Source organism: Pseudomonas sp. FG43 (genome assembly GCF_057809175.1).
The window spans coordinates 63,248-82,215 of record NZ_JBMDJL010000007.1; the positions used below are offsets into that span (position 1 = coordinate 63,248).

At 56.8% G+C, this 18,968-nt stretch carries 21 protein-coding genes; 8 read left to right on the forward strand and 13 right to left on the reverse strand.

All coding sequences use genetic code 11. The annotated features are described in order from the left end of the window. The first annotated feature begins 124 nt into the window (after positions 1 to 124). The 3 genes from rnd (at position 125) to ACODS3_RS10560 (ending at position 2,565) form a co-directional block, all read left to right on the forward strand. Positions 125 to 1,258: a ribonuclease D gene (rnd, locus tag ACODS3_RS10550; RefSeq protein ID WP_201019340.1), complete on the forward strand. Its 1,134-nt coding sequence runs from the start codon at positions 125 to 127 to the stop codon at positions 1,256 to 1,258. Further along, positions 1,255 to 1,548 (forward strand): YcgL domain-containing protein, encoded by a 294-nt coding sequence (locus tag ACODS3_RS10555; protein WP_200999847.1) that lies wholly within the window; start codon positions 1,255 to 1,257, stop codon positions 1,546 to 1,548. The genes rnd and ACODS3_RS10555 overlap by 4 nt, the downstream gene beginning before the upstream one ends. 84 nt (positions 1,549 to 1,632) lie before the next feature. Next, positions 1,633 to 2,565, forward strand: a complete 933-nt coding sequence (locus ACODS3_RS10560; RefSeq protein WP_201019339.1) for a D-2-hydroxyacid dehydrogenase — start codon at positions 1,633 to 1,635, stop codon at positions 2,563 to 2,565. 143 nt (positions 2,566 to 2,708) lie between these two features. Here ACODS3_RS10560 and ACODS3_RS10565 read toward each other — a convergent pair whose 3' ends face one another. Continuing rightward, positions 2,709 to 3,302 (reverse strand): nitroreductase family protein, encoded by a 594-nt coding sequence (locus ACODS3_RS10565; RefSeq protein ID WP_489034155.1) that lies wholly within the window; start codon positions 3,300 to 3,302, stop codon positions 2,709 to 2,711. 216 nt (positions 3,303 to 3,518) lie between these two features. Between ACODS3_RS10565 and ACODS3_RS10570 the strand changes: the two genes are divergently transcribed. Continuing rightward, positions 3,519 to 3,968, forward strand: a complete 450-nt coding sequence (locus ACODS3_RS10570) for a YcgN family cysteine cluster protein (protein ID WP_200999844.1) — start codon at positions 3,519 to 3,521, stop codon at positions 3,966 to 3,968. Positions 3,969 to 3,973: 5 nt separating this feature from the next. Here the strand turns inward: ACODS3_RS10570 and ACODS3_RS10575 are convergent, their stop codons facing one another. The 7 genes from ACODS3_RS10575 to ACODS3_RS10605 form a co-directional block, all read right to left on the reverse strand. Further along, positions 3,974 to 4,351 (reverse strand): YgaP family membrane protein, encoded by a 378-nt coding sequence (locus ACODS3_RS10575; RefSeq protein WP_489034157.1) that lies wholly within the window; start codon positions 4,349 to 4,351, stop codon positions 3,974 to 3,976. Between the two features lie 77 nt (positions 4,352 to 4,428). Next, on the reverse strand, positions 4,429 to 4,917 hold the full coding sequence (locus tag ACODS3_RS10580) for an RNA methyltransferase (RefSeq protein ID WP_489034159.1): 489 nt from the start codon (positions 4,915 to 4,917) through the stop codon (positions 4,429 to 4,431). Between the two features lie 52 nt (positions 4,918 to 4,969). Further along, the gene (locus ACODS3_RS10585; protein ID WP_489034310.1) at positions 4,970 to 5,842 is read right to left on the reverse strand and encodes a copper resistance protein B; all 873 of its coding nucleotides are present in this window, start codon (positions 5,840 to 5,842) and stop codon (positions 4,970 to 4,972) included. A 10-nt stretch (positions 5,843 to 5,852) separates the two neighbouring features. After that, positions 5,853 to 7,583: a copper resistance system multicopper oxidase gene (locus ACODS3_RS10590; RefSeq protein ID WP_489034161.1), complete on the reverse strand. Its 1,731-nt coding sequence runs from the start codon at positions 7,581 to 7,583 to the stop codon at positions 5,853 to 5,855. 114 nt (positions 7,584 to 7,697) lie between these two features. Continuing rightward, complete coding sequence (locus ACODS3_RS10595) at positions 7,698 to 8,069, reverse strand: YajD family HNH nuclease (RefSeq protein ID WP_200999840.1); 372 nt, start codon at positions 8,067 to 8,069, stop codon at positions 7,698 to 7,700. Positions 8,070 to 8,137: 68 nt separating this feature from the next. Beyond that, entirely contained in the window at positions 8,138 to 8,614 is a 477-nt protein-coding gene (locus ACODS3_RS10600; protein ID WP_201019335.1) for a cyclic nucleotide-binding domain-containing protein, read from the reverse strand. 77 nt (positions 8,615 to 8,691) lie between these two features. Further along, complete coding sequence (locus ACODS3_RS10605; protein ID WP_201019334.1) at positions 8,692 to 10,749, reverse strand: S9 family peptidase; 2,058 nt, start codon at positions 10,747 to 10,749, stop codon at positions 8,692 to 8,694. A gap of 141 nt (positions 10,750 to 10,890) precedes the next feature. Between ACODS3_RS10605 and ACODS3_RS10610 the strand changes: the two genes are divergently transcribed. From ACODS3_RS10610 to ACODS3_RS10625, 4 genes are all read left to right on the forward strand, one after another. Continuing rightward, the gene (locus tag ACODS3_RS10610) at positions 10,891 to 11,364 is read left to right on the forward strand and encodes an MFS transporter (RefSeq protein ID WP_201019333.1); all 474 of its coding nucleotides are present in this window, start codon (positions 10,891 to 10,893) and stop codon (positions 11,362 to 11,364) included. Between the two features lie 52 nt (positions 11,365 to 11,416). Then, the gene (locus ACODS3_RS10615) at positions 11,417 to 12,202 is read left to right on the forward strand and encodes a class II glutamine amidotransferase (RefSeq protein WP_201019332.1); all 786 of its coding nucleotides are present in this window, start codon (positions 11,417 to 11,419) and stop codon (positions 12,200 to 12,202) included. A gap of 29 nt (positions 12,203 to 12,231) precedes the next feature. Further along, a complete protein-coding gene (locus ACODS3_RS10620; RefSeq protein WP_201019331.1) occupies positions 12,232 to 12,756 on the forward strand; it encodes a DUF2937 family protein in 525 nt (174 codons plus the stop codon). 206 nt (positions 12,757 to 12,962) lie between these two features. Further along, complete coding sequence (locus ACODS3_RS10625) at positions 12,963 to 13,550, forward strand: hypothetical protein (RefSeq protein ID WP_489034165.1); 588 nt, start codon at positions 12,963 to 12,965, stop codon at positions 13,548 to 13,550. A 48-nt stretch (positions 13,551 to 13,598) separates the two neighbouring features. On the opposite strand, the gene ACODS3_RS10630 is transcribed toward ACODS3_RS10625, so the two are convergent. The 5 genes from ACODS3_RS10630 to ACODS3_RS10650 form a co-directional block, all read right to left on the reverse strand. Beyond that, positions 13,599 to 14,444, reverse strand: coding sequence for a hypothetical protein (locus ACODS3_RS10630; protein ID WP_304574468.1), 846 nt, complete (start codon positions 14,442 to 14,444; stop codon positions 13,599 to 13,601). A gap of 204 nt (positions 14,445 to 14,648) precedes the next feature. Then, a complete protein-coding gene (locus ACODS3_RS10635; RefSeq protein ID WP_304574469.1) occupies positions 14,649 to 15,368 on the reverse strand; it encodes a WbqC family protein in 720 nt (239 codons plus the stop codon). A gap of 189 nt (positions 15,369 to 15,557) precedes the next feature. Continuing rightward, a complete protein-coding gene (locus tag ACODS3_RS10640) occupies positions 15,558 to 16,736 on the reverse strand; it encodes a vWA domain-containing protein (RefSeq protein WP_201019327.1) in 1,179 nt (392 codons plus the stop codon). Positions 16,737 to 16,775: 39 nt separating this feature from the next. Continuing rightward, positions 16,776 to 17,621, reverse strand: a complete 846-nt coding sequence (locus tag ACODS3_RS10645) for an AAA family ATPase (protein ID WP_304574470.1) — start codon at positions 17,619 to 17,621, stop codon at positions 16,776 to 16,778. A gap of 156 nt (positions 17,622 to 17,777) precedes the next feature. Then, a complete protein-coding gene (locus tag ACODS3_RS10650) occupies positions 17,778 to 18,848 on the reverse strand; it encodes a DUF748 domain-containing protein (protein ID WP_489034168.1) in 1,071 nt (356 codons plus the stop codon). Between the last annotated feature and the right edge of the window lie 120 nt (positions 18,849 to 18,968).

Consider the following 18,968-nt stretch of genomic DNA (forward strand, 5'->3'; position numbering starts at 1 on the left):
CCAGGATGGCCGACCTGCTGTTTGTCGGCGATCTGGGTGAAGATATCCAAGAGTTTCAGGGCAGATGCGCGATAAACCTCCTATGGCGATATATACTGCGCGCCATTGATCAAGGGAGAGCCGTGTGGCCATCGATATTCATTGGATTCGCGACGACGACAGCCTCGCCCGACAGTGCGCGCAGTGGCAGTCGCTGCCATTTGTCGCGCTCGACACCGAGTTCATGCGGGTCGACACCTTTTACCCTATTGCCGCGCTGCTACAGATCGGCGACGGTTCCAGCGCCTGGCTGATCGATCCGCTGCTCATCAGCGATTGGACGCCTCTGTCCGCATTGCTTGAAAACCCCGACGTCATCAAGGTGGTTCATGCTTGCAGCGAAGACCTGGAAGTCCTGTTGCGCCTGACGGGCAGCCTGCCGGTTCCGCTGTTCGACACCCAACTGGCGGCCGCTTACCTGAACATCGGGTTTTCCATGGGCTATTCGCGTCTGGTGCAGGAGGTGTTGAACATCGACTTGCCCAAGGGCGAAACCCGCTCCGATTGGCTGCAACGCCCATTGTCGGAAACCCAGATCAGCTATGCGGCAGAAGATGCCGTGCATCTGGCTGAGCTTTTCACTCTGCTGAGGCCACGTCTTTCGGACGACAAATACCTCTGGGTTCTTGAGGATGGTGCGGAGCTGGTCGCCAATCTGCGCCGTGAAGTCGATCCTTACGAGACTTACCGTGACGCCAAGCTGGCCTGGAAGTTGTCGCGTGCTCAACTGGCGGTATTGCGTGAGCTGTGTGCATGGCGCGAGATACAGGCGCGTTCGCGCAACCTGCCGCGCAATCGCATTGTGCGTGAGCACTCATTGTGGCCGCTGGCCAGGACTCAGCCAGACAACCTTGGAGCGCTGGCCAGAATCGAAGACATGCATCCGCGTACGGTGCGCCAGGATGGTGAGTTCCTGCTGGAACTGATCAGAAAGTCCGGCAGCCTGCCGCCGGATCAATGGCCTGCGGCGTTGCCCGAGCCGCTGCCGATCGAGGCTTCCGGCATTCTGAAAGGCTTGCGGGCCATCGGTCAGCAGTACGCCGAGCAACTGGATATTGCCCCCGAGGTCATGCTGCGCAAGAAGACTCTCGAAGTGCTGCTCAAGAGCGGCTACCCCGATGGTCCCTATACATTGCCAGACTCGCTGCGTGGCTGGCGCCGCGAGTTAATGGGACAGGCGCTGCTCGACAGCCTGGCCAATGCAGGAGAACAGCCTTGAAACGTATTTGCTCCATTTATCGCAGTCCGAAAAAGAACGAGATGTACCTGTATGTGCTCAAGAGCGATGTGCTCAAGCGTGTACCGGTAGAGTTACTGGCTGCGTTCGGCACGCCTCAGCATGCTTTCGACCTGGTGCTCAGCCCCGAGCGGGCGCTGGCTCGTGAAGATATCAACAAGGTGCTTGAGAACCTCGACAAGCAGGGCTATCACTTGCAGATGCCGCCTGCCGAAGAGGAATACATCCAGCATTTGCCCGAAGAGTTGTTGCGTCGCAACGATCCTGTCTGATCCGTTGTGCCGCACGGTGGCGCCGGCTTTGACCGGCCCATGACTGTTGCAGGTTGTTTGTCCCGTTTTTAAGGTTTTTGAAACATGCGCGTTCTGATTGCCGAACACGATTACCCTATCTACACCCAACTGTTGCGCAAGGTAGCGCCTGAAGTTGAAATCATGAGCAGCGGCGACTCGGCCGAGCTGTCTCGCATGGCCAGCGAATGCCCGGTCTGGCTGGGACAGCCTGATCTGCTCGCCAATCTGTTACGTCAGGGCCACAAGCCGCAATGGTTGCAATCGACCTGGGCGGGGATTACTCCGTTATTGGCTGAAGGCGTATCCAGGGATTATCGGTTGACGCGGGCGGTCGGTATTTTCGGTCAGGTCATGGCTGAGTTTCTGCTGACCTACATGCTCGGTCACGAACGTGAAGTGCTGGCTCGCCTGATGAGCCAGGTCGAGCGCAAATGGGACAACCGTCCGGGCCAGAGCCTGTTCGGTCGCAAGGCACTGATCGTTGGCGCGGGAGATATCGGCCAGCGTGTCGCGCAGTTCCTCGTGCCTTTTGGTGTACAGGTCTACGGCGTCGCCTCACAGGCGCGAACGCAGGAGCCGTTTATTGAAGTCGGTGCCCTGGCGGATCTGGAACAGATGGTTGGCGACATGGATTACGTGATCAATCTGCTGCCCAACACACCCGAAACCCACGATTTGTACGACGCGAAACTGTTCGCGGCATTCAAGCCCTCGGCGTTGTTCATCAACGTCGGGCGCGGTGTGGCGGTGGTCGATGCGGATCTGGTGGAGGCCTTGAAGGAAGGGCATCTGGCGGGTGCGGTGATTGACGTTTGTCGTCAGGAGCCGTTGCCGCAGCGTCATCCTTTCTGGACCGCCTATGGCCTGTTGCTTACCGGCCACAGCTCGGCACCGACATCGCCGGTGGCCATGACCGAATTGTTCGTCGATAACCTCAAGGCATTTCAGGCGGGTGAGCCGCTGCGCGGAGAAGTGGATTTTTCGCGGGGGTATTGAGCGGGGAGCTGCAAGTGGCAAGCTACAAGCTACAAGTCAAAAGCTTGAGGCTTGAGGCTTGAGGCTTGAGGCTTGAGGCTTGCAGCTTGCAGCTTGCAGCTTGCAGCTTGCAGCTTGATGCTTACAGCTTACAACTCTGAAACCTACAACGAAAAATCACCCTCGACCGCCAGTTCTTCTACCGGCTTACGTGGGCTTGGGACTTCGCGGCCTTGCAGGTATTCGGGCAGGATCGCCTTGTCGCCCAGCTTGCCGATGGCCACGGCTGCATGCAGGGCATAACCTTCCGGAATGTTCAGCTCCTTGCGGGTCAGTTCCTTGTCGAAGCCTGACATGCCGTGGGTGTACCAGCCGCTCAGGCTCGCTTGCAGGGCAAGGTATCCCCACGCGGAACCGGCATCGAATTCGTGTGTGGTTGCCGGGCTTTCTTCGGTTGCGCCCGGTGCGGCGAAGGTTGTCTTGGAGACGACGATCACCAGTGCCGAAGCGCTCTGTGCCCAACTGCGGTTGAACTCATTGAGCAGGCCCAGGTAACGCTCCCAGTTTGGCGTGTCGCGACGAGCGTACAGGAAGCGCCATGGCTGCGAGTTGTAAGCCGAAGGTGCCCAGCGTGCGGCTTCAAAGAAACTCAGCAGTGTTTCCTGTGAAATGCTTTCACCGGTGAAGGCGCGAGGCGACCAGCGATTGGTGAATTGTGGGGCGATGGTATGGTCTGCGATGCGTGGATTAATGCTCATGAACATCCTGTCATTACGAGGGTTTGAAGTGAGCCTGACGTATGGGCCGTGGTCGGCAGGCATCGTCTTGAGCCGTCAAAATCGTCCTAACGCTACTGTTTTGTTTTATGGCTGACAAGTGAAGTTGTTGGATACCGGCAGTCGCAATTGCTTGGCCCGCACCCAATGTGACACTAGACTGGCGGCCTTTTCATTGCTGATACCGTTGTCCGAACCATGGCCGCTAAAGTTGAACCCTTCTGGATACGCAAGACACTCGCACAACTGGACAAGGACGAGTGGGAGTCGTTGTGCGATGGCTGCGGCCTGTGCTGCCTGCAAAAGCTGGAAGATGAAGACGACAACAGCGTTTACTACACGCGAATCGCCTGCAAGTTGCTGGACCTGAAAACCTGCCAGTGCTCCGATTACAGCAATCGTCGGGCGTCTGTACCTGACTGCATCCAGCTCACCGCCGGGCAGGCCGATGAGTTCAAATGGCTGCCACCCACCTGCGGTTATCGTCTGGTCAGCGAAGGGAAGGATCTACCGCTCTGGCACCATCTGGTGTGCGGTGATCGCGAAGCTGTGCATCACGAGCGCATCTCCCAGTCGGGTCGCATGCTCAGTGAGAACAGCGTGCCCGAGGATGACTGGGAGGACTATCTGATTTTCCGCGCCGGCTAAGGGTTTCAGACGTCGGTTTTCGGATCTTTCAAGGCATCGATGCCGTTGATGACCGTGTTTCTGGCGGCCCGCTCTGCATTGTCCTTGAGCTGTCTCAACTCAGCACCCGCGCGTTCGATATCCGAGCGCGCACTGTGCAGGTTGCTGCGGCTTTTTTCGATCAGGCTTTTGGCCGAGCAGTGTCCGGTGATACCGCGTGCCAGCACGGCACCGCCGATGGCCAGTTGCACAAGGCCCAGGATGCCGCCACGGCGAAGTCCCTTGCCCATCAGTGTCACGCCGCCCGCCAGAGAGCCTACACGCTCCCAGCCCTGGACGTTCTGCTGCGGATGGTTGTGCAGCCGCGGGGTGTCGATTCTATCGATGATCGGGGTGTCGCTCATGATGCTTCTCCATGATGTGATAAGTCGGCTTCAACGAAACTGACTGCCCATCGGTGAAACTGTTCACTGCATTTTCATCAGCGGTCGAGCTTGTCCCGGCCGAATTGTGGACCGGAACGGGTATTCACGCCCTTGGCCATGCGGTCATAGAGCACGACGTTGACGGTCGCCGCCAGGTTCATGCAGCCCTCGGTCGGGATGTAGACCACGTCTTCGCACCAGTCGCGGATTTCCTGATCCAGCGAGCCGTCTTCCGGGCCGAAGATATACAGGGCACGATCCGGGTGAGTGTATTCGGGCAGGGCGCGCGCGCCGTCCACCAGTTCCACCGCTACCGGAATGCAGCCCAGAGGCAGAATGCTCTTGAGGTCTTCGATGCCGATCAGCGGGATATCCTGATGAATCTTCTTGGTGTCGGTGATGAAGTCCCGCGCGCGCTCATAGCGTTTGCCAGTGTAGAAGACCGAAGCCACGCCATAACAACCCGCCGCCCGCATCACCGAGCCGACGTTTTCCGGAGATTTCGGGTTGTAAAGACCGATGCAGGCGTACCGTTTATTTGCCACTTGGAGGATGCTCTGGGTAAAACGCGCAAGTATACGGCAGAACGTAAAAGCGCTAGAACCACATCCTGATACCCATCACCAACTTCGCTTCGCTACGGTCTTCGCCTTCCTCACGAGCATAATCAGCCGTCTTGCCGTAAGTCCGGTTCCAGCTCAGGCCAATATAAGGCGCGAATTCCCGGCGGATTTCGTAGCGCAGCCGCAGGCCGACTTCGGTGTTGGCCAGGCCAGAACCAATGCCTCTTTGTGGATCGTTCTTGCCGTAGATGTTGAGTTCGGCCGTGGGCTGCAGAATGAGCCGGTTGGTCAGCAGCAGGTCGTAATCGCCCTCAAGGCGTGCGGCGCTCTGGCCAGCTTCGCCGATGAAGGCTGTGGCTTGGGCCTCGAAGCTGGAAAGTGCCATGCCCTGAATGCCGAATGCGGCCCAGGTCTGTGGATCGCCGGGCTTGAAGTCCTGCCTGGCACCCGCGACCAGATCCCACCATGGGCTGATCGCATGACCCCACAACGCCTGGATTTCGGCATCTTCTGTCTTGCCATTGGTGCGCTCGCCTTCGGAGCGTATCCACAGACGATCGATATCACCGCCGACCCAGCCTTTGACATCCCAGGCCAGGGTGCTGCCTTTGTCTGCGTCCTGCCATTCCAGTTTGTCGGCCAGGACGAAGGTGTTGATGGCGGCATCGTGGACCATATGGCCCGTATGGCTGGTGTAAACGGCCGCTCTGTCTTCATCCGTCAGTTCGGGGATTGGCGTACGGCTCTGGTCTGAGGTGGATTGCACGGGCTGCGCGTGGTCATGGTGCATGGCGTGGCTGCCATGATCCATGCCGCTCATGTCGGAAGCCAGAGCAGGCGTTGCCATCAAGGGACCCAGCGCCACAAGCAGTCCGGACAGGCGCGAAGGGGGAAAGATTCTGTTCATCATGAGGTTCTCATTCTTCCACACGCACTTCACGGAACATGCCCATTTCCATGTGGTACAGCAGATGGCAGTGATAGGCCCAGCGCCCAAGGGCGTCGGCGGTGACGCGATAACTGCGTCTTGAGCCGGGCGGCATGTCGATGGTGTGTTTGCGGACCATGAACTGCCCGTTCTCGTCTTCGAGATCGCTCCACATGCCATGCAGGTGAATGGGGTGAGTCATCATGGTGTCGTTGACCAGCACGACCCTGATGCGCTCGCCATATTTGAGCTTCAGTGGCTCGGCATCCGAGAACTTCACGCCATTGAAAGACCAGGCGAACTTCTCCATGTGACCGGTGAGGTGCAGTTCGATGGTGCGTCCAGGCTCGCGCCCGTCCGGGTCCTCGAAGGTGCTGCGCAGATCCCCATAGGTCAGGACCCTGCGGCCGTTGTTTCTCAGGCCGATGCCTGGGTCGTCCAGCTTTGGAGTGGTTTTCATGGCCTGCATGTCCACCAGCGGATTGTTCTTCTCCGTTTCCGGGTGGGACTGCATGTTGCCCATGCCTGACATGTCATGGTGATTCATGCCTGCCATGTTGCTGTGATCCATCGCGGCCATCTTTGCGTGATCCATGCCGCCATGATCCATTCCCATATCGTCCATGCTCAGCAGCGGGCGCGGGTCGAGAGGCGGCACAGGTGCCGTTGCACCGGCTTTTCGAGTGAGCGTGCCTCGGGCAAAGCCGCTGCGGTCCATGGACTGGGCGAACAGGGTGTAAGCCTCTTCGGTCGGTTCGACGATGACATCGAAGGTCTCGGCAACGGCGATGCGCAACTCATCCACATTGACCGGCTTGACGTGCAGGCCATCGGCAGCGACCACGGTCATTTTCAGGCCGGGAATCCGCACGTCGAAGTAGGTCATGGACGAGCCGTTGATAAAGCGCAGCCGAATCCGTTCGCCCGCTTTGAATACGCCTGTCCAGTTCATGTCCGGTGCCTTGCCGTTCATGAGGTAGGTGTAGGTCGCAGCGCTGACGTCGGCCAGGTCGGTCGGGTTCATCTTCATCCCGGCCCACATCGTGCGATCGGCAACCGCCTCGCCCCAGCCTTTTTCGCTGACATCGTGGATGAAATCACCCACCGTGCGTTTGTTGTAGTTGTAGTAGTCCGACTGTTTCTTCAGGTTCTTCATCAGCTTGACCGGATCGTCATCCGTCCAGTCCGTGAGCATCACCACGTAGTCGCGTTCGTACTGAAAGGGCTCAGGCTCTCTGGCATCGATCACCAACGGGCCATACACCCCCGATTGCTCCTGAAAGCCCGAATGGCTGTGATACCAGTAAGTGCCGTTCTGCCGGACCTTGAAGCGATAGACATACATGCCATCAGGCTCGATGCCTTGAAAACTGAGGCCCGGAACGCCGTCCATGTTGGCGGGCAGCAGGATGCCGTGCCAGTGAATGGAAGTGTTTTCCTTGAGCCGGTTTTTCACCCGCAGCGTCACGGTGTCGCCTTCACGCCAGCGCAGCAGGGGGCCGGGGATGCCGCCGTTGATGGCCATGGCCGTTTTTGATGTGCCGGTGATATTGGTCTGGATTTCGCCGATGAAAAGATCGAACTCGGTACCCGCCAGCACCTTGGGTTCATCCGCGCCGCTGATGGCCCAGACAGGGCTTTGCCAAAGCCCCATACCGCCCAGCAGACTGCCGGCAGTCAGCCCCTTCACAAAGGTTCGTCTTGATGTCTTGGAGTGCATGCAGAGGTTGTATCCAGTCAGTTGCGTGCTTGTCTGACGGGACGATGCCATAACGGGGCAGGGCGGGTGATTACATTTCAGTCAGGTTGCAAACCCCGCCCCGCGAATCGGGCGTTATTCCTTTTTCATCAGCCCGGCCAGCGCCGCGAACGGGTTATGGGTCGCCTTGGCGGTTTTCGGGGTGCTGAGGGAACTGTCGGAGAAATACTGCTGGTCGGTGTAGCGCGAGTGCTCGTTGTCATGGCAGTACAGGCACAGCAATTCCCAGTTGGAGCCGTCCTGAGGATTGTTGTCGTGGTTGTGGTCGCGATGGTGAACGGTCAGTTCGCTCAGACGCTTGCCCGCGAATTCGCGTGCGCAACGGCCGCAGACATGAGGGTACATGCGCAAGGCCTTGTCGCGATAACCCATTTCACGGTCGCGCTGAGCGTCGGCCAGGATACGGTCCAGCTTGGACGTGTTGGAAGGAGGGTTGGCCGTGCTCATGGTGTCACCTGTGTCGTGTGCGCATTGATAGCGGGAATGCGCACAAGTTTAGCGCCAGATGACGAAACTCACACCTGTTGGGAAAGCAGTTGGCCGTCGACCATACGCAGGCGTTTGGACAGGGAAATGGCCAGGGCACGAATGATCTTCGCCGCGATTTTCGGCGCTTCGTCGAGCATCTTGTCCAGCGAGTCCCGGCCCAGGTTCAGCAACTGGCAATCCGATGCAGCGATGCAACTGGCCGAACGGCGTTCGCCATCGAGCACCGCCATCTCGCCAAATGCCCGACCCCGACGCAGCGTGGCGATTTCCACCTGTTGGCCTTCGGGGTTGAGTTTCTGTACCGAAACCGTGCCGCGGTCGATGATACACATGAAGGTTCCGGCATCGCCCTCGTTGAAAATGCTCTGGCCTTGCGGGATATCACTGATGCTGAAATAACCCGCTACGGTCAGGTAATCGGCGGGCAGCAGGGTGTCGAACAGGCCGCAGTCCAGCAGCATGTCGCGTATGGCATTGTTCAGGTGTGACAGTTGTTCTGACATGGTTCGATCTTGTGCAAGTAAGAGGGGAGCAGGTCCGTGCTCCCCGATGCTACTAAGACAGACTTTTACAGCCAAGTTCAGTCCAGCTGCAAAACCTTGAAGATAAAGCCATATTCCAGCGCTACATCGCGCAGCCCCTGATAACGACCGCTCATGCCGCCATGACCGGCACCCAGTTCGGTTTTGAGCAGAAGCAAGTTGTCGTCAGTCTTGGTATCACGCAGCTTTGCGACCCATTTGGCGGCTTCCCAATACTGCACGCGGCTGTCGTTGTAACCCGCAATTACCAGTGTGGCGGGGTAGGTTTGAGCCGTGACGTTCTCGTAAGGCGCATAAGCCTTGATGCGCGCATGAACATCTGGCTCCTGCGGGTTACCCCATTCGTCGTACTCGGTAACGGTCAGCGGCAGCTCAGGGTCGAGCATGGTGTTGAGCACGTCCACGAACGGCACTTCGGCAATAGCTGCCTTGAACAGCTCGGGGCGCTGGTTGAGCACGGCGCCTATCAGCAGGCCCCCGGCGCTGCCGCCACTGATGACCAATTGATCGGCACGGGTCAGGCCCTGATCGATCAGGTGTTCGGCGCAGGCAATGAAATCGCCGAAGGTGTTCTGCTTGTGCTCCTGTTTTCCATTGCGATACCAGGCTTCACCCAGTTCGCCGCCACCGCGGACATGGGCAATGGCAAACGCCACGCCACGGTCCAGCAGGCTCAGGCGAGCGTGGGAGAACCATGGGTCCAGGCTTTCGCCATAGGCGCCGTAGCCATACAGGTAAAGCGGCGTCGCCTGGCCCAGCAACTCGCGTTTGACCACCAGGCTGATGGGTACTTGCGTGCCATCGCTGGCGGTTGCCCAGAGACGCTGGCTGACGTAGGCATCGGCATCGAACTCACCGAGCACCGGCGTTTCCTTGAGCACCAGCTGTTCGCCGGTGGCCAGCGTCAATTGGCGAACCTGCGGGGGGCGATTGAGGGACTGGTAACGCAAGCGAATGCTGTTGCTGTCGAATTCCAGTGAGTCCTGCACATACAGGCTGTAGGCCGCATCAGGCAATTGCACGCGATAGACCGGCAGGCCCTGTGGGCGAACTTCAATGATCGGCAAACCACCTTCGCGCAGGCTCAACGTGAGGCTTTTGGCATTGAGGCTCACACCTTCAAGCATCACTGAATCGTTATGCGGGACCAGGGTTTGCCACTCATTGCGAGTAGGCACTCCCGTGGCTTTTTCTGCGGCTTGATACAGCGCGAAGTTGATACCGCTCTGGTTGCTGCGGATAAACCAGCTCCAGACGCCATCGAGCTGGCCATGATCCGGAAAGTATTCATGGCCTTCGACCCGCTCGGCCATGCACACAAAGGCCTGTTCGGGATGCTCGGCATCAAGCACCCAGGCTTCGCTGGTGGTCTTGCTGTTGAGCAGTAAAATCAGTTGGCGCTCGGAACTGCTGCGAAAACAGTGCAGGAAGAAGCGGCCGTCCGGTTCGTTGAACACCAGGTCGGCCGAGTCGTTGCCCAGGCGATGGCGATAGAGTTTGTGCGGACGATGGGTGTCGTCCAGTTCACCAAAGAACAGTGTCTGGCTGTCGTTGGCCCAGGTCATGCTGCCGTCGCAATCCTCGAACGGCAGGCTGCTGACTTCGCCTGTGCCCAGTTCCTTGACGTAAAGCTGATAAACCTCTTCGCCGGTGGTATCCAGGCTGTAGGCCAGACGCTGATGGTCAGGGCTGATGCTGAAAGCGCCCAGGGAGAAAAAGCCGCCATTGGCCAGCACGTTGGGGTCCAGCAACAGCTCTTCATGGCTTTCATCCACCGTGTTCGAGTCGTCTGCCGGGCGTGGGCAGCGATAGTGCCGGGCATATTCATCGCCCTCGGTGGTGCGGGTGTAATACAGGTAGGGGCCCCAAGGGGAGGGCAGCGACAGGTCGGTCTCAAGAATACGGGCCTTGATTTCCTGGAACAGGGTTTCTCGCAACTGTGCCTGATCGGCCAGTTGCTGTTCCTGATAGTCGTTTTCCGCCTTGAGGTAATCGAGCACCTCATCGCTGTCGCGATTCTGTAGCCATGCATAGGGATCGGAGCCGTCGGCCTTGCGAGCGATCGGGGCGCTGGAGGTGGCATTCGAGAAGGACATGCGGGGCTCTCTTTAAAGGCATCGGGTCATTGAAGTATCGGTGGCTGCAAGTATGGCGCACCTATTACTGAAGCCGGGCGAGCCGGGCCAGTGAAAAGTCGTTATCATAAGCGCCTATTTACTTGCCTTACCACGGACGTCATGACCGAGAACGACTATCTGATCGCCTGGGGCCTCTATGCATTCGCAGCATTGGGCTGCCTGCTGGTGTGGTTTCTGATGACCCGCTGGATGTGGCGCTACCTGAAAGAGCCGCTGCGGGTGATTGGCGCAGTGCTGCTGTTCACGCCGACCATCGTCGATCCTGCCAAGGAATTATTCGCGCCTGCCGTGGCCGTTACTGCGCTGGACCTGCTGTTCAAGGTCGGCAGCAACGTCTGGAGCGCGCTCATCGATCTGTCCACCTATGGCATGTTTGCCTTCGTTGCCTATCTGGTCTTCGTACTGGTGCGCTGGCCTGTCGAGAAAAACCGCAAGGCCCGTGAGTCAAGACAACCGGTGGCTGAGCCTGAAGAGGCCGATGACGAGCCCTTTGCCAGTGACGACCGCTACGGTCGTCGGCCAGCAGCGCCAGCCAGCACCGTGAGTCGTGGGCGAGTCGAACCTCGTTTGTAAGAACCCGCTTCGTTGGCAAGCGTGCAGCACGTATTGAAGCGAGAACCTGAGCATGTGTGAACTACTGGGCATGAGCGCCAATGTCCCGACCGATATCGTTTTCAGCTTTACCGGGCTGATGCAGAGGGGCGGGCGCACCGGTCCGCATCGCGATGGCTGGGGGATCGCTTTCTATGAAGGACGCGGCCTGCGCCTGTTTCAGGACCCGGCGGCCAGCAGCGAATCTGAAGTCGCCCAGTTGGTACAGCGTTACCCCATCAAGAGCGAAGTGGTCATTGGCCATATCCGTCAGGCCAATGTCGGCAAGGTCTGCCTCTCCAACACCCATCCCTTCGTGCGCGAGCTTTGGGGACGCAACTGGTGCTTTGCCCATAACGGCCAACTGGCCGATTTCAGCCCGCGTGCTACCTTTTATCGTCCTGTGGGCGATACCGACAGCGAGGCGGCGTTCTGCGATCTGCTCAACCGGGTTCGCGAAGCTTTCCCGGAGCCGGTGGAAATCGAACAGATACTGCCGTCCCTGATTCAGGCGTGTTCCGAATACCGTGGCAAAGGCGTTTTCAACTGCCTGCTCAGTGATGGCGACTGGTTGTTTTGTTTCTGCAGTACCAAACTGGTACAGATTACCCGTCGTGCGCCCTTTGGTCCGGCCCGCTTGAAGGATGTCGACATGATCGTCGACTTTCAGGCAGAAACCACGCCCCATGACGTGGTCACTGTAATTGCCACCGAGCCGTTGACCGAGAACGAAATCTGGAATCGCTATGAGCCGGGCCAGTGGAGCTTGTGGCGCAAAGGCGAATGCGTGACCCAGGGTTCAACCGATACTCCGGTATGAAGCTTGCCCAACCAACAAGAGGGATCTAAATGCTGCGAAGTTATCTGCGATTGGTCTTGTTCACGACTGGCCTGCTGGTAGGGGTTCAGGTTCCGGGTTTCATCAGTGACTACAGCAAGCGAGTCGAAGCGCATCTGATCGAGGCTCAACAAGCCATCAAGGGTTACAACGCGACCGCGCAGCAGTTCTTCAAGGGCGATATTCAGGCGTTGATCCAGCATTATCGCAACAGCGAAGACCCGGTGTTTCGCAGCGATGCCGACACTATCAGCACATTGTTGACCCGCACCCACGTGCTTGAGCGCCAATGGCTAGGCTTGCAGGGCGCGTGGTATTCCAGAGCCTTGTATGTAGCAACCTCCGCCGATGCCGATATCCGCCGCGAAACCTTCAATGGCTACACCTGGCAAGTGCTGCTGGCGCCTGAAGTCATTGCCTGGGGCATCATCTCGGCATTGTTACTGGCGCTGCTGATCGAAAGTTTCTTCCTGCTGTTGGGCTGGGTGGTGACGGGTGGTCGGCGCAAGCCAAAGTTGAACAGGGAGTGGCGTTGATCGGCATTACCCCGGTCGCTCCTACTGTGTAATGCCAGTCAGTTGAGTGTGTTCCCCAGGTTAAGCTGAACAGCCGGTTTTTTATGCGGGCTTGTAGTTAATTTCACTCAACGTGCTCAGACTTTTCATGCTTTGAAGTCAGGTCGGATTTTTCTGTTGTCAGCCGTCATAGACAGGGATGACAACAGCAAGAAGAGGCCATGCCCATGAATATTACTTTGACCGTCGAGCAGCACCTTAGCTACAGGGAAGCATTGAAAATTGCCTACGATAAAGCCAGGCAGGACGGCACGCTGGATGAAATAACAGAGGCGGCTTGCCAGGAGGAATTCAATAGTCCACCACCGGCTGCAATTTACCATGAGTCAAGTATGGTCAGCAGCAACAGGGTTTCTGATACGGGGGGTACTTATTTCAAGTGCTGGACCCTTAGAGATAGCTATGAGCAAGCAAAAATTAACGCCAGGGTCTATGCGGCTGAGTCGCTATCGAAGAACATCAATGATGCTGTTGAGGGAGTCAAGGAAAAGCTAAAAGCTTCGGGGGTAGCTTTTAACGAACAGGACTTGAACTTTTCGATAAATGAAAAGGGAGAATTCAAGCCGGCTTCTGTATCTGGAAAGCCCCATGAAGAAGTGGACAGTGTTTTTACAAAACTATTGAATGAAGACGAAGACTTTAGGGAAATGGCTCGCCAATATGTTCGGATGGTTTTCAGTCTGGTGGATTTTACGGTGGAGGGGTGGGATGCACCTTACGCGCGATATCTTGTGCCAGAGGAAATAGAGAGCTGATTTAAGGCTAACGGGCTACAGACCCGTTAGCGGTTAAGCCAATCACTCTCAGCGGATTATTTTTTGGGTGCAGATATGTACGAACGGAGTCTTGATCCCGGTTTTACTGCCTGCACCGCCATCTTCATGGCTGTCGGGGTAAGCGAACCAGTAGCCTGTGTTATAGGTCAACTGCCATTTTGTCCTGAAGCCGTATTGCCATAGCCAGAAAGGTTCGGTTCTATCTCTCCCCTGACATTCGGGTAGTGAGAGCGATGTTCTGAAAAAGCCGCTCTTGTTACTGATGCCTTGAGATAATTTATGTTTTGAATTTGGGTCTTGATTTATATTTAGCTCAAGCGTGAGCCGCACTCCCTCAAGTGGGTGCCCCTTATAATCGACAACCCGCGTTTGCCAGTTCAAGACTCGATAGGCCCTGTGTTTGCCAAATTGTGTATTGAAGTGCTCGACATCACCGGTCACCTCTGTGTCGGCAAGGCGAGGTGCCGAGCCGAACAGTATTTTGTAGCGCTCATCTTTTTTAATGTTACGGTGCGATTTTTTCGACACCCTTAGCTGGACTTGTTGCCCGGGATTCATATTTGGCGTTGCATAAGCGTCATCGCCATGTTTGGTTTTCCATGTGTCACTTTCTTTGTATTCGAGCAGCCAGGGCGAGTTTTCCGGGTCGATCTGGTTGATCAGTACCCTTTGTCCTCGAATTGCCGTGAATGAGTAATGCTTGACGTCAGCGTCATTGGCGAGGCTATCAATGATCGTATTGAGTTTGTCCGGTAACTCAATAACTTGCGCGGTTGCAGGCGTGCTTGAATCTGTCATGGCATTTGCCGGGTTCATATTAAACCCCGAAAAAACCAGTGCCATGATCAAGGCCTTTTTCTTGAAAATATCCATTTTACAAATTCCTTATATCGCACAGCCGCTATTGTCGAGGCGTTAAAGTCCCCAGCCTATAAGGCTGTAAATATCAAAAAAGAGTTAAGGCAGACGCACTGAGAGCGTCTGACAGACAGTTGTTTATCAACTGATCGTCAGGACGTAATCACTGGTAAGAATCGTTGTCAACACGGTGTTGATAAATAAACATGAGGCCTGCTCTTAAACCACACACTCCGTGTTGTACCTTATGTACTCCGTGATAGCCCCTGGCTCGTTCCACATCAGTACATCCAGGATGGAGAGATTCTCTACGAAGGTGTAGGGGCCGGTTGGGTATCTCAGTACCGAGGGCTGCAGGAATCGCAGTTCTATTTCCCGCTCGTGCCATTCACGGGGGATGAATATTTCGCGTCCGCCGGGAGCGTTGATGTAGCGTCGGGCGCCCAGCAGGCTGCTGATTTCCAGTGCCCATTGGCCGGGATGTTCAATGGCGGGCAATTCCAGTTGCATTTCTGAACAGGGTGTCCAGTTGAACTCCATGCCGAGGTAGTCGCATACGACTTTCATGGATAAGGCATTCAGGTCGCCAATGCTGTTTGAGCGGGCGGGGTTCAATGTCAGGTCGATCAGTTGCAAGGTCTGTTGAAAGAAGGGGGCCTTGCCATGGTAGTGCTCAAGCTGACCGCGGATGCGTTTCAATGTGCTGGCGTGATCGATGACCATTGTGTCCTTGATCAACATGCCGTCGCTGGTTTTCACGGGGACGGTTATGTATTGCCAGCCACCCTTGGCATCCAGCATTCGATTTCGATTCATCCAGCTCTTGCGTTTGTATTTGACGATATCGAAGAGGATTCCCTGTTCGACCGAGGCGATAAGTTGAAAGTAACCGAGGTAGGGAAAGAAATAGGGCTGCATGATGCCCAGTGTAGTGGTCATGGGGAACCCACGAAGTCTCGACGACGGCGTTTTAGCCGAAGGAGTAGTCAGGAATACAACTGAGTGGTTGTGATGACTGCTGGTGGGTGCCGCATTGACAAGGCTAGTCTGGCAGGCTGAAAGGGCGCTGTTATTGGTCGCCTTCGACAAGCCAGTCGATGACTGGCTTTGACGAAAGGCAAAGAGGGTTTATTTGGCCAGGTAGCGCATGCTTTCTTCCAGGCCGCGCAAGGTCAGGGGATACATCTGGTCTTCGATCAGATCACGGATGATGTGAGTGGAAGATGTGTAGTCCCAGGCATTTCTGGGATAGGGATTGATCCAGACGATCTTCTTGAATTTGGCCATGAAGCGCTGCATCCACACATAGCCTGCCTCTTCGTTCCAGTGTTCGACACTGCCACCCGGCTGGGTGATTTCATAGGGCGCCATGGCGGCATCGCCGATGAAGATCACTTTGTAGTCGGCGCCGTACTTGTGCAGCAGGTCCTGGGTTGAGGTGCGTTCCGAGCCACGGCGCAGGTTGTTCTTCCAGACCGATTCATAAATGAAATTATGAAAGTAGAAATATTCCATGTGCTTGAACTCGGTTTTACAGGCCGAGAACAGTTCTTCGCAGACTTTCACATGGGCATCCATCGAGCCGCCGATATCGAATAACAGCAGCAGCTTGATGGTATTGCGCCGTTCAGGGCGCATCTGGATATTCAAAAGTCCTGCATCGCGAGCGGTATGGTCGATGGTGCCGTCGATATCCAGCTCATCGGCAGCGCCCTGACGGGCGAACTTGCGCAGGCGGCGCAAGGCGACCTTGATGTTGCGTGTGCCCAGTTCCACCTGATCGTCGAGGTTCTTGTACTCGCGCTGATCCCAGACCTTGACCGCCTTGCCTCTGCGCTCACCGGCCTCACCGACGCGGATGCCTTCGGGGTTATAGCCTCCCGAGCCGAACGGGCTGGTTCCGCCGGTGCCGATCCATTTATTGCCCCCAGCGTGGCGTTCCTTTTGCTCTTCCAGGCGCTTCTTGAACTCTTCGATCAGCTTGTCCAGACCGCCCAGAGACTGGATCTGGGCGCGCTCTTCCTCAGTCAGTGAACGCTCGAATTCCTTGCGCAGCCAGTCCTCCGGGATCAGGGCCTGCAAGTGATCGTCGAGGTTTTCCAGGCCGTTGAAATAGGCGCCGAACGCCCGGTCGAACTTGTCGAAATGGCGTTCGTCCTTGACCAGGATGGTGCGCGCCAGAAAGTAGAACTCATCGATATCGGCGAAGACGACCCGTTGTTTCAGCGCGTTGATCAGGTCCAGCAATTCACGCAATGACACCGGCACTTTTGCCGCACGCATTTCGTTGAACAGGTTGAGCAGCATGGCTGTCGCCCTTTTTCGTGGCAGGGTGGATAAAGACGGTCAGCGATTACCGCGACGGCTCATGAATGCCAGGCGCTCCAGCAACTGCACGTCCTGCTCGTTCTTGACCAGTGCGCCAGCCAGCGGCGGGATTGCCTTGGTCGGGTCGCGTTCACGCAGCACTGCCTCGCCGATATTGTCGGCCATCAGCAGCTTCAGCCAGTCCACCAGCTCTGAGGTCGAAGGTTTTTTCTTCAGGCCCGGCACTTTGCGAACATCGAAAAATACATCCAGCGCTTCGCTGACCAGATCCTTCTTGATGTCGGGGTAATGCACATCGACGATCTTTTGCAGGGTGGCGCGATCCGGAAAGGCGATGTAGTGGAAGAAACAGCGGCGCAGGAACGCATCCGGCAGTTCTTTCTCGTTGTTGGAGGTAATGATGATGATCGGGCGTTTTCTGGCCTTGATGGTTTCGTCGATCTCGTAAACGTAGAACTCCATCTTGTCGAGTTCTTGCAGCAGGTCGTTGGGGAATTCGATATCGGCCTTGTCGATTTCGTCGATCAGCAGGATCACCCGCTCCTCGGACTCGAAGGCTTCCCAGAGCTTGCCCTTCTTCAGGTAATTGCGTACGTCGTGAACCTTGTCGACACCCAGTTGCGAGTCCCGCAGACGGCTGACCGCATCGTATTCGTACAGGCCCTGATGGGCTTTGGTGGTGGATTTGATGTGCCAGGTAATCAGCCGGGCACCGAAGGACTCGGCCAGTTGTTCGGCCAGCATGGTCTTGCCCGTACCGGGTTCACCCTTGACCAGCAGCGGTCGCTCCAGAGTGATGGCAGCGTTGACTGCAAGCTTGAGGTCGTCGGTGGCGACGTATGCGTGGGTACCTTCGAACTTCATCGGTGAATCCTCTAACGTGACGCGCAGCCTCTGGCTGGCGCGGCTCAATGGGTGCAAGGAATGTGACGACTATAGCGCGCAGGATCGCCGACTGTGAACGCAGATGCCTCATTCAGTCATTGAATGAAGGATTGTGCTCCCAGGGTCGGGGCGGGCTCAGGAGCCTTCATTGCTCTCGTAGCGTGTGTTGAAGGCCTGGACAAAGGCATTGCGCAGCACCTGTATAAAGGCCTGGAAGCCACTGATGTCCTGCTGGCGCACACTGCCACTGAGGTCGACCCGGGTGGCGAACTGATTCTGTCGCTGGTTTTTCAGAGCGGTTGTGCCGCCACCCACCAGCGCTTCCCAGATCGAACGAAAGAACCCCTTGTTCTGGTTCTCCACATCCTGTTGCCAGTTGAAGACATCGACATTGCGCAGCAGCGGCTTGATATAGCCACTGAGCTGGCCGTTGGTGGCCTGGGCCTCGATCACAAGGTCGCCATTGCCTGCGTTGAAGTCGAACTTGCCGTAGGCCGATGCAAAGTCATTGAGCCGCCGCAGATGGATGCCTGTAGCGCGCAGACGAAAATCGAAATCCTGAAAGTCGCTCAGCGGATCGAAGGTGGCGGTGGCTTCTACGGCGGCACTGCCCAGCAACCGGCCCTTGCCTTCAAAACGTGCGTCGCGCTTGCCCTCGACATCGACCACGTTGGTCAGGTTATAGAGGCTGGCATTGATCCTGTCGGCCTCGATTTTGACCTTGGGGCTGGAAGTGAAGTTGTTGAAGGTGATGCGGGCACTCTCGATGCGGACCTCATCGAGTGTGATGGGGAGCAGTTTATTCAGTTGCGTGCGCCAGTCCGTGCCCTGACCTGTCTGCGAAGCCTGCTTGTCATTGCCGCCGTCGACAAAGTTCAGCTCCGGTTCGATGAACACCATCCTGGCCACCACCGCATGGTTATACCAGAGGGCATGCCAGCTCACTGCGAGGTCGATGACCGGCACCTTGACGAACGGAACCGGGACTTTGCCATCCACCTTGACGATATTCAGCCCGTTGATCTTGTAGGCTCCGCGCCACAGGGCGATGTCTACATCGGCGATCTGGCCACGGTAATCGCCCATGTCCGCAAGTTTTTCATTGAGGTAGTTACGCACCATATAGGGCAGGGCGGCATTGATGACGACCAGCAATACGACAACAGTGGCCAGTATCCATAGCAGCCAGCGGTAGCGAGGTTTCATGGCCTGAGCCTCTGGATTTGTTGAATGGTTGACTCCCAAGGCTTGCATCCGTTCGGTGTAACTGGACGCGCACTGGCGGTAAGCATAGGCTTTGAGTTTTTAACGCATGCGTACAAGGAC

What these genes read in the sequence shown, in the direction of transcription:
- ACODS3_RS10570 (WP_200999844.1), top strand. Translation starts at nt 3,519, where the DNA reads ATGGCCGCTAAAGTTGAACCCTTCTGGATACGCAAGACACTCGCACAA.
- ACODS3_RS10645 (WP_304574470.1), bottom strand. Translation starts at nt 17,621, where the DNA reads ATGAAGTTCGAAGGTACCCACGCATACGTCGCCACCGACGACCTCAAG.
- ACODS3_RS10625 (WP_489034165.1), top strand. Translation starts at nt 12,963, where the DNA reads ATGAATATTACTTTGACCGTCGAGCAGCACCTTAGCTACAGGGAAGCA.
- ACODS3_RS10630 (WP_304574468.1), bottom strand. Translation starts at nt 14,444, where the DNA reads ATGGATATTTTCAAGAAAAAGGCCTTGATCATGGCACTGGTTTTTTCG.
- ACODS3_RS10605 (WP_201019334.1), bottom strand. Translation starts at nt 10,749, where the DNA reads ATGTCCTTCTCGAATGCCACCTCCAGCGCCCCGATCGCTCGCAAGGCC.
- ACODS3_RS10595 (WP_200999840.1), bottom strand. Translation starts at nt 8,069, where the DNA reads ATGAGCACGGCCAACCCTCCTTCCAACACGTCCAAGCTGGACCGTATC.
- ACODS3_RS10615 (WP_201019332.1), top strand. Translation starts at nt 11,417, where the DNA reads ATGTGTGAACTACTGGGCATGAGCGCCAATGTCCCGACCGATATCGTT.
- ACODS3_RS10565 (WP_489034155.1), bottom strand. Translation starts at nt 3,302, where the DNA reads ATGAGCATTAATCCACGCATCGCAGACCATACCATCGCCCCACAATTC.
- ACODS3_RS10590 (WP_489034161.1), bottom strand. Translation starts at nt 7,583, where the DNA reads ATGCACTCCAAGACATCAAGACGAACCTTTGTGAAGGGGCTGACTGCC.
- ACODS3_RS10560 (WP_201019339.1), top strand. Translation starts at nt 1,633, where the DNA reads ATGCGCGTTCTGATTGCCGAACACGATTACCCTATCTACACCCAACTG.
- ACODS3_RS10585 (WP_489034310.1), bottom strand. Translation starts at nt 5,842, where the DNA reads ATGAACAGAATCTTTCCCCCTTCGCGCCTGTCCGGACTGCTTGTGGCG.
- ACODS3_RS10650 (WP_489034168.1), bottom strand. Translation starts at nt 18,848, where the DNA reads ATGAAACCTCGCTACCGCTGGCTGCTATGGATACTGGCCACTGTTGTC.
- ACODS3_RS10635 (WP_304574469.1), bottom strand. Translation starts at nt 15,368, where the DNA reads ATGACCACTACACTGGGCATCATGCAGCCCTATTTCTTTCCCTACCTC.
- ACODS3_RS10610 (WP_201019333.1), top strand. Translation starts at nt 10,891, where the DNA reads ATGACCGAGAACGACTATCTGATCGCCTGGGGCCTCTATGCATTCGCA.
- ACODS3_RS10575 (WP_489034157.1), bottom strand. Translation starts at nt 4,351, where the DNA reads ATGAGCGACACCCCGATCATCGATAGAATCGACACCCCGCGGCTGCAC.
- ACODS3_RS10640 (WP_201019327.1), bottom strand. Translation starts at nt 16,736, where the DNA reads ATGCTGCTCAACCTGTTCAACGAAATGCGTGCGGCAAAAGTGCCGGTG.
- ACODS3_RS10620 (WP_201019331.1), top strand. Translation starts at nt 12,232, where the DNA reads ATGCTGCGAAGTTATCTGCGATTGGTCTTGTTCACGACTGGCCTGCTG.
- ACODS3_RS10600 (WP_201019335.1), bottom strand. Translation starts at nt 8,614, where the DNA reads ATGTCAGAACAACTGTCACACCTGAACAATGCCATACGCGACATGCTG.